This is a genomic window from Allocatenococcus thiocycli (genome assembly GCF_921292965.1).
In the GTDB taxonomy this organism is placed as follows: Bacteria; Pseudomonadota; Gammaproteobacteria; order Enterobacterales; family Vibrionaceae; genus Vibrio; species Vibrio natriegens.
In genome coordinates this window covers 1-14,885 of sequence record NZ_CAKLCK010000027.1, presented here as the reverse complement: position 1 = coordinate 14,885, position 14,885 = coordinate 1, and the positions used below count along the sequence as shown (strand labels likewise).

Genomic DNA, 14,885 nt, shown 5'->3' with positions numbered 1-14,885 from the left:
AGTGAATCGAAAGTTCCATTACTACCTGATGAAAGAATGTTCATCAAGATTGTGTTCCGCTATGCTTGAACATGTAGATTCCATTTGCTGCTGGAAAAACAATATGAATAATTACAAAGATACAAACAATAACGAAAACGAAAACCTTACCTGTCCACTATGCCAATGCGATGAATATTTAATTTCTGCGGATGGCGAAAAGTTCACTTGCGCGGCTTGCGGTTTTCATACGAAAAGCTTTTCTTCAATCCAATGTTTACATCAAACGCCTTACTTACAATCCAAAGTTAAACACATCCACAGCTTAAGTCGCATATGTCACTAACTACTGGTTTGATTACGATGTATGTCTTATATAGAGCAGCCTAACAACTGCTCTTTTAATTCATCAAAATGCTGAATTTTTATTACGCGTTCGTCGTCGACACGGTTAATATCTTCACCATTAAATAAATGCACTGTTTTGATACCAGCATTTATTCCAGCTTCTACACCTTTAGGCGTGTCATCTATATAGAGACAATCGCTGGGTAAAAATCCCATATTCATTGCTGAGTACATCAGCAAATCAGGCTCAGGCTTCCAGCTATTTGCATCGAACGCGGAAAACACTTTGCCTTTAAAAGAATCCAATAACCCTGTTAGTTCCAGAGCATATTCTATTTTGTCTTTCGGACCATTAGATGCGACGCAATATTCAATGTTATGCGAATCAAAAAAGCTCAGCAGTTGTTTGGCACCATCCATAGGTTGTAAGTGTCGAACGAAAAGCTTATGTAGTTCCTGGCGATATTCGGGTTCGAGTACGTCAATCGGCACATTAATATTCATTAACGCTTTGGTATCTCTTAAAATGTCGGCGAGTTTGCCACCTTTGAAGTGAGACACGCATTCATCGATAGTGAGTTCAGCACCGTACTGGTTGAATACATGAACTAAAGCCTGACAACATAAACGCTCACTATCGACCAGTGTTCCATCACAATCAAAAATCACGCACTTAACATTATTAATTGCCATTACCTTCCCCCAAACACGTTAAAAATATTGCTGAGCTTATTTTGTTTTGTAGAACAATAATATTTGAGTTTAGGATTATTTAAACGATGAACTCTGCATTTCGCAAAAATGAATTCGAAGAATTATCTTTTTTTAAATCAAGATCACCGATTTCTATCTAGTTACCGTTAAAAGTGTGAACTTTTTAATAGGATGTTCGATATATTGCGAGAGCCAATGACCAGAGCTGTAGAGAAGGGGGAAAATGTTCGAACGCAGCAACACGTATAACGTTAGAATTTGGCACTTGATTGCAAAGTTTCGTCAGTTATTAAAGGGTTAGCGATGCTGCGTTATAGAGATGGCGATGAATGTGTTAACGCTCGATAATTACTGTCTCACAAAGTTTTGCTTCGTTATCTAATCGCTTCGCTAGATCAGACTCAAATTGGCTTTTCTCTATTACATCGGCAACAGCGACATCTGAAATGAGTGTATTGCCTTCAAAATGGCTAGTGATAGCAGCGCCAATAGGACTTCCGTCTTTAAAACCGACATACAGTTCAAAATCTGGTGTCAAAATGATTTGAGTCAGGTATTCAACCACCATGTCTTTATCGTATTGCTTATCCCAGCGCTGCGATTGAAGAAGTGAAAACATAATGGTCAATCGATGGAAATCTACGAGGAAGATATCGTCAGTTTTGCACTCCGCCTCGCCGGCCAACATCGAGTCTTTATCAACGATTTGGTATTGTTGCTGTTTTAGCGTTTGAAAGTAGATGTCTCGCCCTTTCAAACTTTCGGGTGTAGGAAACTCGACTTCGACCAGATCATGCAGCCACGCGTTCTTGCGTTCTATGCTGGCTAACTGTATTTCATTCATTTACATACCTTAACAATCACAGGCTACAAAGTAGTAGCAAGTCAAAAGCGAAAGCAAATTGCGTCTTGTATCGACAACAAAATCCGTGTGGGATACCTCTGAACTTAAAAGTCGCATCGCGTAGCTTCGTTTTGAGGCTGTACCTTAGCATGAAGCCTATAACAAACCTAGCTAAAGTCCTGAGGTAACGCCAAATTTTGTTTTACTCGCTAACGTCTGATAGATTAAATCCACAAACTTTTCTCATGAAGGCCAAAATAATGAAAAAACGCATACTTGCTTTAAGCTTACTAACCCTGCTTGCCGGCTGTGGTAGTGATGAAGTTGGTGATGTATCACTGGGCATGTTTACTATGAAAGACATCAAACTCAATACGCTTGTCGATCCCGAAGTACCGGGGGTGACTTGTCACGTTGCCAGTATTGAAGCGGATTTCAGTCTTGCTGACCCAAGTGATAGCTCTATCTCTTGTCGCCAAACCGGTGAAATCACGCCTGAAATGCTAGCCAGGATTGATAAGAGTAAATCTGGCGATGTCGTCTTTAAGAAGTCAAAGAGTATCTTCTTTAAGTCGATGAAGATTCGACGCATTTATGACCCAGAAAATCAAACGCTGATGTACCTTTCATACTCTACAAAGGAGACGTCGGGGAGCTTCAAACATAGTCTATCAACTGTGCCACTCTGGGGAACAAAAGCTTACGTCGAGCCGACACAAGCAAAAACCAATTAATACCTCCTCAATTATCCTTCGAAAGCCCACCATAATGTGTTGGTGGGCAAGTTTTCTTGCAACAAAACCAGTTTAATTTCATTTTTATGTGATACAATCACACCTCTTTTTTTCTCACTCAAGAACAAGCATGAAGTTTCCTGGCCAGCGTAAATCTAAACACTACTTTCCAACTCACGCTCGTGATCCAATCGTTAACCAAATTCGACAAACACCAAAGTTATATCGTCCAACGATTGTCGGTGTAGGCCAAACCATCGTCGATATCGAAGCGCGTGTAGACGATGCGTTTTTAGAGAAGTACAACTTAAGTAAAGGACACTCTCTCGTTCTTGAAGAGAACAAAGCCGATGCACTGTACGAAGAGCTGGTTGAACAAGGCCTGATTACGCACCAATATCCTGGAGATACCATTGGCAATACGCTGCACAACTACTCAGTACTTGCAGACAGTAAATCAGTGCTATTGGGTGTCATGTCTAGAAACATTCAAGTAGGTTCATTTGCATACCGATACCTATGTAAGACTTCTTCTCGCATGAACCTTAATCATCTACAAACAGTAGATGGCCCTATTGGTCGTTGCTACACCCTTATTTCTCAAGATGGCGAGCGTACCTTTGCGATAAACGAAGGGCACATGAACCAACTTCTACCAGAAAGTATCCCAGAAGAAGTATTCAGCAAAGCATCAGCGTTGGTCGTCTCTTCTTATCTAATGCGTGGCAAAAAAGAAGATCCAATGCCACAGGCGGTACAGAAAGCGATCGATTTTGCTAAAAAGCATGATGTTCCGGTTGTACTTACTTTAGGGACGAAATACGTGATCGAAGGCAACGCTGAATGGTGGCAGGAATACATTCGTGAAAATGTATCTGTAGTTGCTATGAATGAAGAAGAAGGCGCGGCTCTAACTGGATTAACCGATCCACTAGCAGCAGCCGATAAAACGCTTGATTGGGTCGATCTAGTTCTGTGCACCGCAGGACCAAATGGCTTGTACATGGCAGGCTACACTGACGAGACAGTGAAGCGTGAAACCACGCATGACATTTTGGAAAGCAGCATTGGTGAATTCAACCAATACGAATTTAGCCGTGCAATGCGCAAATCTGACTGTAAAAATGCGATGAAAGTGTACTCTCACATTGGCCCATACTTGGGCGGACCTCTGGAAATTAAGAATACCAATGGTGCTGGCGATGCAGCACTTTCCGCACTTCTGCATGATATGGCAGCAAACTCATTCCACCAGAAAGAAGTGCCAGGTTCAGAAAAGCACGAAGTACGCTGCTTAACATACTCTTCGCTTTCCCAAATTTGTAAATACGCAAACCGAGTGAGCTATGAAGTATTAACACAGCACTCTCCTCGCCTGTCTCGTGCTCTTCCTGAACGCGAAGACAGTTTAGAAGAGGCATACTGGGATCGCTAATAGCCTGATTTTCAGTGTAAAAATTCACTTAGGTCACCTTTTGGTGGCCTTTTTGTTTTGATCTAGAGCAGTGTTTAGTTGTTTTTGCTAATATGCACCGCAAAGATTCGCATTAAATTCTTTACAGTTGGTTTTTTACCAGTATTATTCTCGCGCAAACGATTGCGTAACAGCAATGCCTTCGCTTTATGCACTACGGTTTAGTCACTTTGGGAGCATCCATGCAGTCCGACATTGAAATTTGCCGAAACACCCCTCTATCCTCAATCGATACTATTGCCGCGAATGCAGGTTTACAGCCTGATGAATATGATACGCACGGCAAACACAAAGCCAAAGTTCATCCAAGATGTTTAAACCGTCTCAAAGAAAACAAAGACGGTAAATTAGTATTAGTCACGGCCATAACACCAACGCCACTCGGCGAAGGTAAGACAGTCACAACTATCGGCCTTGCACAAGGGTTAGCAAAGTTAAACCAATCCGTGATGGCCTGCATCAGACAGCCTTCTATGGGACCAGTATTTGGAATCAAAGGTGGTGCGGCCGGCGGTGGTTACTCTCAAGTCGCACCGATGGAAGAGTTAAACTTACATTTAACTGGCGATATTCACGCCGTTACCGCTGCTCATAACCTTGCATCAGCCGCGCTAGATGCTCGTCTATACCACGAGCAACGTGAAGGCTACGATGCATTTGAAGCTCGTACTGGTTTAAAAGCGTTAAAAATAGATGTCGACAGTATCACGTGGAAGCGCGTGATGGATCATAATGATCGCGCACTACGCATGGTAAAAATTGGTCTAAACGAACCAGGTAAAACCATTAATGGCATCGAAAGAAGCGAAGGTTTCGACATTTCTGCCGCATCAGAACTCATGGCAATCATTGCACTCGCCAAAGATTTAGCAGACCTGCGTAAACGAATCGGACGAATTGTTGTTGCTTATGATTTAGATGGCCATCCGGTGACGACTGAAGACCTTCAAGTCGCGGGTGCTATGGCAGTAACGTTGAAAGAAGCCATTGCGCCTACACTAATGCAGACTTTAGAAGGTGTCCCTACTCTTATTCACGCAGGTCCCTTTGCGAATATTGCTCACGGCAACTCTTCTATCATCGCTGATGAAATTGCACTAAAACTTTCTAGTTACACTGTAACTGAAGCCGGTTTTGGATCGGATATGGGGCTGGAGAAAGCATGCAATATTAAAGCAGCAGCCTCAAACCACGCTCCTGATTGTGTGGTGATTGTTGCCACCTTACGTGGCCTAAAAGCGAATTCGGGGCATTATGATCTTCGTCCAGGCGCTGCTATTCCTGAATCGATATTTAATCCTGATAAGCCAGCGCTAGAAGCCGGATTTGAAAACCTGAAGTGGCATATAAATAACGTTAAGAAATACGGCCTTCCTGCCGTTGTCGCGATCAACCAGTTTCCGCAAGACTGCGAACAGGAACTCTCCGTACTCCGTCAGATGATTCGTGACTACGACCCAAGTGTCAATGTGGCCATCAGTACCGCTTTTTCAAACGGTGGTGAAGGTACCGTAGAGCTCGCTCAATTTGTGGTAGAAGCATGCAATACTCAAACGGATTTCCGCCCGCTTTATACAAAAGAACAAAAGCTGGAAGAGAAATTAATGTCGGTTTGTGAAGCTGGGTATGGCGCGTCAAATGTCGAATTGAGTGATCTGAGCATTTCACAGCTTAAGAAGTTTGAAGCTTTAGGTTTTAATGACCTCGCAGTGTGTATTGCAAAAACACCACTTTCTATCACTACCGACTCCAGCGTCAAAGGGGCTCCGCGTGGATTTACGGTTCCAATACGTGAATTACGTTTATGCGCTGGCGCAGGGTTCATTTATGCACTATCAGGCAGTGTGATGACGATGCCAGGGCTTCCGGACAAACCTGCATTTATGAACTTGGATTTAGATGAGGAAGGCAACATTATTGGTTTGTCATAACAACACTACGTCCTGTCATTTAAATTAAACCTCATTATAGAGAGCGTATATCGCTCTCTATCTCATTGTTTCGGCATTACTTTACATTGTAAATTCTTCATACTTTTAAACGGCCATTCTAGTGCATCAATATGGTGCATACTATTTTTACCCTTCCCTAAAATAGGGCATTATTTGTCTGTATTTAAATTAATCTTATTGATTTATAAAAATTTATTCTATGGCTCGATTCTTGTACTAAAGTTGCATTAGAACATAAACACACTAATACCTGTCATTCAAAATGCCGTTTGCTTGGAACCACCTCTCCCCGGTTCAGCACTATTTTGGGTCATGTATTACAAGGGAAAGGGAACATTATGCAAGACGCACTCGCCGTAATTTTAGCTGGAGGTGTGGGCTCCAGACTTAGCCCACTGACTGATGACCGCGCCAAGCCGGCTGTACCATTTGGTGGTAAATATCGCATCATCGACTTCACTCTAACTAACTGTCTAAATTCAGGTTTAAGAAAAATCTTAGTCCTAACACAATACAAGTCTCATTCGCTACAGAAGCACCTTCGTGATGGTTGGTCGATCTTTAACCCAGAGCTTGGTGAATACATCACCGCCGTCCCTCCTCAAATGCGCAAAGGTGGTGCATGGTATGAAGGTACCGCAGATGCCATCTATCACAACTTGTGGTTGTTGTCCCGAAATGATGCAAAATACGTCGTTGTATTATCTGGCGACCACATCTACCGAATGGATTACGCGGCCATGCTGGAAGAGCACAAAGAAAAAGGCGCTAAACTTACCGTCGCGTGTATGGATGTACCAGTAGAAGAAGCGACGGCGTTTGGCGTGATTGGTACTGCGGAAAATGGGCTGGTTAAGTCCTTTATAGAAAAACCATCAAATCCGCCTACTCTGCCTGAAGATCCCTCTAAGAGTCTTGCGTCCATGGGCATTTACATTTTTGATATGGACGTACTTAAAGAAGCGCTTCGCGAAGATGCAAATAATGAAAACTCAAGCCATGACTTTGGTAAAGACATCATTCCAAAATTAATTGATTCAGAATCGGTATACGCTTACAAGTTTTGCGGCAGCAAAGGACGTGTTGATAAGGACTGCTACTGGCGAGATGTTGGTACGATTGACTCGTTCTTTGAAGCCAATATGGACTTATTAGAACCCGTTCCGCCAATGAATTTATACCAGTCGAACTGGGCCATTCGTACTTATGAGCCTCAATTTCCACCAGCACGAACCGTTTCATCCGCAACAGGTAATGAAGGCATTTTCATCAACTCTATCATTGCCAATGGTGTGGTCAATTCTGGTGGATCAGTCCAGCACTCCATTATTTCCTCCAACGTTCGCATTAAAGACAGCGCGACCGTCGTAGACAGCATTCTATTTGATGATGTTGAAGTTGGTGAAGGCTGCCAGCTAGTTAACTGCATCATCGACAAGCACGTTCGAATCCCACCGAACACTCAAATTGGACTAAATAAAGTAGAAGACGCTAAAAGGTTCCGAATTTCAGAGAAAGGGATTGTTGTTGTTCCTGAAAGTTATACGTTTTAATTCAACGACTCTTTCTGCTTAATCAAAAAAAGCGCACGATTGATATCGTGCGCTTTTGTGTTAGTGGTCAGATAAAATCTTAGATATTACATACCGTAGACCAGCTACCATCACTACCCGGCACAGAAGACGTCCACCAGTTTGCTTGGTATACCACACCGTCGTAAATCACCTTATCACCTTGATTGGCATGACTTGGATTACCAGCCCAATCCGTTTGAGGAAGATCTGGGTATGTTACCAGACCGGCAGTGTCACAAGTTCCTGGCTCTGTCGTACCGCCATCCCCACCCGTGCCCGAGGCTAAATCACCAATTGGCAAGTCTGGCTGCTCGAATTTAAACGCAAACTCTTTACCGCCAGAAATAACCGTATAGTTCGCTGGCCCCGAAATTGGCAGGTAATAAACCATGTCTAACTCATAGGTTCCGCCTGCTGGAAGTTCTTTCCACGTAGGTAGTGAGAAAGAGACACGATGCATTACGCCATCCAAACCGCCAATATTGTTTGCACGAGTATGGCCAGAAGCGATAACTTTCAAACCACCACCAGACTGGTCTTTCGCATTGTCCGGCGCGGATACAGGAATATCAAACTGGAACTCGGTACCTCCGGGAATAGCTTGGCCAGTATTGTTGGTAAAGGTAATTTTAGGGTTAATTGGGTAGTTTTGGTCACCAACTTTAAAGCCGCCAACGCTCACTGTAATATCGACTGCTTCTGTCGGAAGCGCACCCATAGCAACTTTATTACCGTATGGTGTTGCGGATTTAAACTTGTCGTAAATGGCTTTTGTCATGGTGTTACCCATGTGATATTCACCATTCCCCGCAGCACACGCCTGCTCGGTTGCATCGACAGAAGTTCGGTTACCATTTTCATCAATTAGATAACAGTTGTAGTCACCTGCCAGTTCCCAGAACATAATGCCACCGATCTCTTTGTCGATAACGTAGTCCGCTTTAACTTCGATGGATGCTTTATCTTCCGTAGACAGGAATACACTCTTATCTGCATTCCACAACCACGGGGCTACCGCTACGTCATCATAATGACGAGTGTACGTGCCGACGAGCTGGTCAGTAGGATCATTTACAGGATCAAGACCGTATGCCTCTGCGTAAGAACCCCAGATACCTTTCTCCAAGTTCTTCGCATGCCACATAGGGTTAGAACCGGCCCCCATTTCGTTTCCGGCTGGGTCTAAATCATGCCACATGTTGTCGATACCCATCGCACCATGACCACAATTGTTGCTTTCACCTTCGCTTGTACCTGCCGCACATTCAGACTGGTTAGGTAGCGCAGCACGGCCCCATAAACCATTTTCACCGCCAGTGACGCCTTGCCAGCCACGAGTGTAGTAAGGAACACCAATGTTAATTCGGCCTGCTGGCATAGATCCACGGAAGTAATGGTAAGCCCAATCCGTGTTCAGGTAACCGATGCCACCATAAGCTGCCGTACCATACACATTCCACTGAGCAAGCTCCGAGTCTTTCCCTGTATCAAACAGTGCAGCGTTGTGACCGACATGGTCGTTCCAGGCACCATGTAAGTCATACGACATAATGTTTACGTAGTCCAGATACTTAGTTACGTCGAACGTTTCCATGCCGCGCAGTAAGTAGCCTGATGACGGTGCGGCAATGGTCAACATGTAATGAACACCATCCTGAGCCGAAGCCGCATCTAACTTCTCGCGCAGTACTTTCATCAACTCTTGGTAAGAGGCCCAAAGGTACGCACGTCTTGGCTCCATAAAATCTGTATCATAAGGGTTGCCAGCACCAGCCATCGATGTTGGGTATTCGTAATCAATATCCAATCCATCGAATTTATACTTACGCATCATTTCCACAGCAGACGACGCAAACTTTTCAATGCCTGCGTGATTAACTGAGCCGTCAGCATTGGTTGTCAAAGTGTAGAAACCACCGTCTGCAACACGCTCACCAGTGGTATCAAAATGGCCACCGGTTTCTGCCCAACCACCGATTGAGATTAACGTCTTAACATCATGTTTTTGCTTATAGGTTGCCAGTGCACCAAAGTGACCTTGGAAACCCAAAGTAGGATCGACTTCTACACCAGGCCACGTTTTTCCGGTTGCAGGGTTGGCTGGATCATTGACATCACCCACATTAACCTTGCCATCAGAGCCAATACTGACGAACGCGTAGTTGATATGAGTTAATTGCTCCCATGGAATGTCTTTTACAAGATACGTAGACTGTAGGTCATCACCACTACGCCAACTGGTGAAGTAACCAATCACACGACGAGGATGATCTGCGCCCATCTTCTCACGCCCTTCTTCGTCGTAGATCGTACAATAAGGAACGTCGACACCAGAAGTTTGGTATAACCCATCAGGACGACAGTTAGATGCCACTGAGCCACCATCCACATTCAGAGTGAGTAATGAAGAATCTGTAGCGTCACCAGCATCATCTGTCGCTTTTGCATAGACCGCCAGAGAACCCGATTGTGAAGGAGTAACGTCTAAAGAGTATGGTGCACTTGTCGCGGTTCCTGCTAATACGCCTGCAATGTAAAAATCAACTTTAGTCACGGTACCATCGGCATCGGCTGCATTGGCAGTCAACGTTACACTACCACCTAGCTCTATTGAGGATGTTGAAAGCGTGAGATCAACGGTTGGCGCTTCGTTACTCGCTTGAGAATTTTGAACAGTGAGGGTGACACTGCTTGCTGAACTCACTGCACCAGCATCATCATACGCCAATGTTGAGAAATTATGTTGCCCTTCTGTGGCAGTCCAAGAGGCTGAGAAAGGCGCTGAATTGGACTGTCCAACAATGACACCATCGACAAGGAATTCTACTTTACTTATTGTGCCGTCTGAGTCTGCCGCATCAGCAGATAAAGTTACAACTTCCCCTACGAAAACAGTGTCTGACGCAGAAGGTGAAGTCAAGGCAATAGTTGGGGCGGTGTTTTGTGGTGGTTCAACCTGGTCTGTATTTTCACAAGCCCCCAAGTTTTCCCATTCCCCCCACTCACCAGACTGTGAAGGGTTATTATTCTGTGTCCAATGGCGAGCTTCGTATCCATTACCTTCGAACTTAACCTGCTCACCACCTGTATAAATTGTTGATGACTCCCAAACCTCCAATGGAGAGCAATCAACGGCAGCATAACTGTTAAAAGCCATGAGACAAGAAGCCGTCAGCGTACTAAGCGTAAAAACACTTTTCACTGCTTTCCCGTTTTTAAGGTGCATTTTCCCTTTTCCTTAAGTTATTGTTAAAAAATAAACAAACGTGCTTGTAGCACGCATTTACACTTTTATTTCGAAGTAAAATAACTTAAGTACAGTTTTTAAAAATCACCTCTCACTGTGATCAATTTTCGGTGTCACTTCTCAACAATCCACTACAATGTTGCAAATATGTATCAATCACTTGGCAGCAATCGCTAATTTTTTAGCTCAAATAAATAAGTCCGTCGAAAATTAATAAAACAGGCGAAAAAAGTTATAATTTTTGACTCAAGATCACTAAGACTTTGTTGCTCTTGGCGTTTCATTAAAGTGACGCTTGTACTCACGACTGAACTGGGACGGACTGCTGTAACCCACCAGTCGAGCCGCATCATTCACTCTCCGTCCTTCTAATTGAATTAAGTCACGAGCTTTATTAAGTCGCACTTTTTTGATGTATTGCAGAGGAGATTCAAGCGTCACGCTACGAAATGCCTGATGAAATGCAGAAATACTCATGTTCGCTTCTTCCGCGAGCGTCTGTACGTTGAGTTGTTCATGGTATGCCTGATGAACACGGGTTAACGCTTTTGCCACCCTTGCATAAGAGCCCTCCTGATGAGCGAGCTCAAATAACACATACCCTTCCTTGCTGACTAAGGTGCGATACACGATTTCCTCGAGTAGAAGATCACCTAAAATTGCCACGTCCAGCTCATTGCAAAGTGCACTCATCAATCTTTTACACGCATCCAGCATACTCGAGTTCATTTTGACGGATTTAAGTCCACATAGAGAGCTATCTGAGCAGGTATTACTGTAATTTTGAGCTTCTAGTTTTTTGACGAGTTTGTTCAATAGCGCTGGTGAGATGTCAATTGAGATTCCCAACAATGGCTCGTCGTTGGATGCAAACGCTTCACACTCCAATGGCATCGGTACACCAACGACAAGATAGTCATCTGGACCATATTGAACAGGTGTCGAACCTATATGGATGTTTTTGTGTCCTTGGCCTAAAACAATGATCCCAGATTGATAAACAAACGGCTGCCGGTTGTTTCCCTTACTACTGCGATAAAACCATACCCCTTCAATCGCGGTTTGTTTGATCCCTTCCAGTTCATGTAAATCATGCTGATCAACATACTGCTTCATAATTTCTGCTAATGAACTCATCCAGACCCTCCACAAGTAACCATACTTTTCTCATTTTGCGGTGATATTGAGTAATATACACTCACTTAAGCAATATATTCTATCAGGCAATGATTAATTTTGTAGAAATAGGCAAGTTATTTCCAGAAATGAGCCTACTACTTCCCACCACACAGTACTAATATGCACGTATTCAATCTCCTCAACAAAGAAACAAGAGGCCTGTAATGAACTTTTCTTATGTCAACCCGACCAAAATTTACTTTGGTCAGAACCAAATCGCTTCAATTAAAGAAGCCATCCCTGCAAACCAAAAAGTACTGGTCATTTACGGTGGTGGTTCTATCAAGAAGAATGGTGTTTATGATCAAGTAGCGGATGCGTTACAAGGCCATGAGTGGTTAGAGTTCTCTGGCGTAGAGCCAAACCCGACCAAAGAAACGTTAGACAAAGCCGTAGAGATTGTGAAAACACAAAACGTCGAGTTTATTCTTGCCGTAGGCGGTGGTTCTGTTATTGATGGTTCGAAGTACGTGGCAGCAGCGTCTAAATATGATGGTGACGGTTGGGATATCCTGATTGGTCAACATCAAGTGGAAGAAGCGCTACCGTTAGCAGCGATTTTAACACTACCTGCAACGGGCTCTGAATCCAACATGGGCGCTGTTATCACCAAAGCAGAAACTCAAGATAAACTTCCGTTCATGTCACCGGCGGTACAACCAAGATTTGCCGTTCTTGACCCAGATGTGATGAAAACACTGCCAGAACGCCAGTTAATCAACGGTATTGTGGATGCTTGGGTACACGTTTGTGAACAATACTTAACGTTACCAACAGGTGCAATGGTACAAGACGGGTACGCAGAGACCTTGCTAAAAACGCTAAAAACACTAGGTGAACAATTTGCCGAGCGCGATGACGACAAATGGCGTGCAAACCTTATGTGGTCAGCGAATCAGGCGCTGAACGGTCTCATTGGTAGCGGTGTGCCTCACGATTGGGCGACGCACATGATCGGTCACGAATTGACTGCAGTTTGGGGTGTCGATCACGCGCGATCACTTGCGATCATTCAACCATCTCTGCTTCGCAACCAAATGAAGTTCAAGCGATCGAAGCTGGAACAAATGGGCCGAAATGTATTTGCGTTAGAAGCGAGTGATGATCTTGCTGAGCGCACTGTTCAGTTGATTGAAGATTTTTATCACCAACTAGGTGTTGCAACCAAACTTGAAAATTACGGTGATGACCGCCAACAGGCAATTAATACGGTCATCGAGCAATTAGAAAAACACGGTATGACCGTCCTTGGTGAAAACCAAGCCATTGACCTTGCTACTAGCCGCGAAATTCTAGATTTAGCCATCGCGTAAGAGCGGTTTTCAGACCGACTGATATAACGTTGCGGTATTGTGCATACAAAGTCACAATACCGTTTTTTATGCTACGCTTTAAAAATATGAGTTTTGATATCTAGGCTTTTAAGGCTAAATGTAACGTTAATAAAAGCAATACTCCTTAAGAGCTCGAAAATACTAAAAATAATATAATTTTAAAGCGGCAGCTTAGCGTAAATAAAAATATGAAAGAGTTAGTGTCCTACTTGGATATCTTGCTCAGAGCGATAGCACCATGCTGCTTAGTTTGTCTATTCAAGAGAACAATCTATGTGGCTAGTCGTTGTCGTATTGGCATCCTTGCATATTATGAGTATTCGTCACGGTCCGAAGTGGCTGTTTTACGCATCAAAACCGCTCCCGCTTCTCTTAATGATTGGCATTTTGATCACATCCGAAGCCACCCATCTACCCTACACCCAATGGATTTTATTAGGTCTGTCGCTCTCCCTGTTTGGAGACATTTTGCTTATGTTACACAGAAACAAGTCACTGCTAGGATTCAGTGCATTCTGTTTAGCCCATTTATCCTACTGTTTTAGTTTTGCACTCATCTCCGCTTGGCATATCACACCCTGGTTACCCATCGCCATCTTTGGTTTAGGTGGTTGTATTTATATGTTTTTTAGACCGAGTCTGGGAAAGCAGAAATTACCCGTAGCAATCTATATACTGGTTTTGATGGCGATGAGTTGGATGGCACTGGAATACTATTTAAGTGGTCAGACTCAGTCCTCATCCTTTGCTATATTGGGATGTTTACTCTTCGTTATTTCCGGAATGGTATTGGCGTTCGGACGCTTTGACGGTCAATCCATTTTTTCCCGTCAGGTAGTCATGGTGACCTATTACTCAGCGCAAACTCTTATTACGATGTCGGTAATCGCCATTGTGATTCGTACCCCTTATCTAACTGTTATCAATGCATAATCGGCATTGTTAGACGCAGTGTGTAGAAAGCTCTATCGTTCCATTCTTATTCAAATATGTGTTCACACTAACTGAAATCAAGTTCATGACTTGCTATGTTTAGGTCATCGTTACCCTAAAAGCGTGAACTTTTTGAAAGAGACTACTCCTGTCGTTGAGTTTAACAACGTAAACAAATGGTATGGTGATTACCACGCTCTCAAAGATATCAACTTTTCTGTCCACTCAGGTGAAATCGTTGTTGTGTGTGGACCGTCAGGGTCAGGAAAATCAACGCTTATTCGCTGTATTAACGACTTAGAGTCGATACAAGAGGGGCATCTTTACGTTTTTGGACAACCCGCACGCAACAAAGGGATCAAGCCAGGAAAAATAGGCATGGTGTTTCAGCACTTTCACCTTTTTCCACATCTGACCGTACTCGAAAACCTTATGCTCGCGCCCATGCGAACACTAAAACTTTCAAAACAACAAGCGGAACAGCGCGCACGTCACTATCTCAAACGTGTCGATATTGAAGAGCAAGCAGAGAAGTACCCAATTCAATTGTCAGGTGGGCAACAACAAAGAGTT

General features: G+C 43.6%; 11 protein-coding genes. 7 read left to right on the top strand and 4 right to left on the bottom strand.

Annotated features, from left to right (window positions below; genetic code table 11):
- Positions 1 to 351: 351 nt before the first annotated feature.
- Positions 352 to 1,020 (bottom strand): HAD-IA family hydrolase, encoded by a 669-nt coding sequence (locus L9Q40_RS09560; protein WP_014234276.1) that lies wholly within the window; start codon positions 1,018 to 1,020, stop codon positions 352 to 354.
- Positions 1,021 to 1,375: 355 nt separating this feature from the next.
- On the bottom strand, positions 1,376 to 1,885 hold the full coding sequence (locus L9Q40_RS09555) for a flavodoxin (protein ID WP_498793107.1): 510 nt from the start codon (positions 1,883 to 1,885) through the stop codon (positions 1,376 to 1,378).
- A 260-nt stretch (positions 1,886 to 2,145) separates the two neighbouring features.
- Between L9Q40_RS09555 and L9Q40_RS09550 the strand changes: the two genes are divergently transcribed.
- From L9Q40_RS09550 to glgC, 4 genes are all read left to right on the top strand, one after another.
- Positions 2,146 to 2,619, top strand: a complete 474-nt coding sequence (locus L9Q40_RS09550) for a CreA family protein (protein ID WP_014234278.1) — start codon at positions 2,146 to 2,148, stop codon at positions 2,617 to 2,619.
- A 130-nt stretch (positions 2,620 to 2,749) separates the two neighbouring features.
- Entirely contained in the window at positions 2,750 to 4,054 is a 1,305-nt protein-coding gene (locus L9Q40_RS09545; protein WP_014234279.1) for an inosine/guanosine kinase, read from the top strand.
- A 221-nt stretch (positions 4,055 to 4,275) separates the two neighbouring features.
- A complete protein-coding gene (locus tag L9Q40_RS09540) occupies positions 4,276 to 6,024 on the top strand; it encodes a formate--tetrahydrofolate ligase (RefSeq protein WP_498793106.1) in 1,749 nt (582 codons plus the stop codon).
- Positions 6,025 to 6,383: 359 nt separating this feature from the next.
- Complete coding sequence (glgC, locus tag L9Q40_RS09535; RefSeq protein WP_020334926.1) at positions 6,384 to 7,598, top strand: glucose-1-phosphate adenylyltransferase; 1,215 nt, start codon at positions 6,384 to 6,386, stop codon at positions 7,596 to 7,598.
- 79 nt (positions 7,599 to 7,677) lie between these two features.
- Here glgC and L9Q40_RS09530 read toward each other — a convergent pair whose 3' ends face one another.
- Entirely contained in the window at positions 7,678 to 10,845 is a 3,168-nt protein-coding gene (locus L9Q40_RS09530) for a chitinase C-terminal domain-containing protein (RefSeq protein WP_498793105.1), read from the bottom strand.
- Between the two features lie 276 nt (positions 10,846 to 11,121).
- A complete protein-coding gene (locus L9Q40_RS09525; RefSeq protein WP_065298553.1) occupies positions 11,122 to 12,003 on the bottom strand; it encodes an AraC family transcriptional regulator in 882 nt (293 codons plus the stop codon).
- 206 nt (positions 12,004 to 12,209) lie between these two features.
- On the opposite strand from L9Q40_RS09525, the gene L9Q40_RS09520 reads away from it, so the two are divergent.
- The 3 genes from L9Q40_RS09520 to L9Q40_RS09510 all read left to right on the top strand — a co-directional run.
- Entirely contained in the window at positions 12,210 to 13,358 is a 1,149-nt protein-coding gene (locus L9Q40_RS09520; protein ID WP_498793104.1) for an iron-containing alcohol dehydrogenase, read from the top strand.
- A gap of 294 nt (positions 13,359 to 13,652) precedes the next feature.
- Complete coding sequence (locus tag L9Q40_RS09515; RefSeq protein WP_498793103.1) at positions 13,653 to 14,312, top strand: lysoplasmalogenase; 660 nt, start codon at positions 13,653 to 13,655, stop codon at positions 14,310 to 14,312.
- A gap of 132 nt (positions 14,313 to 14,444) precedes the next feature.
- On the top strand, positions 14,445 to 14,885 hold a 441-nt coding region (locus L9Q40_RS09510; RefSeq protein ID WP_498793102.1), incomplete at its 3' end, for an amino acid ABC transporter ATP-binding protein.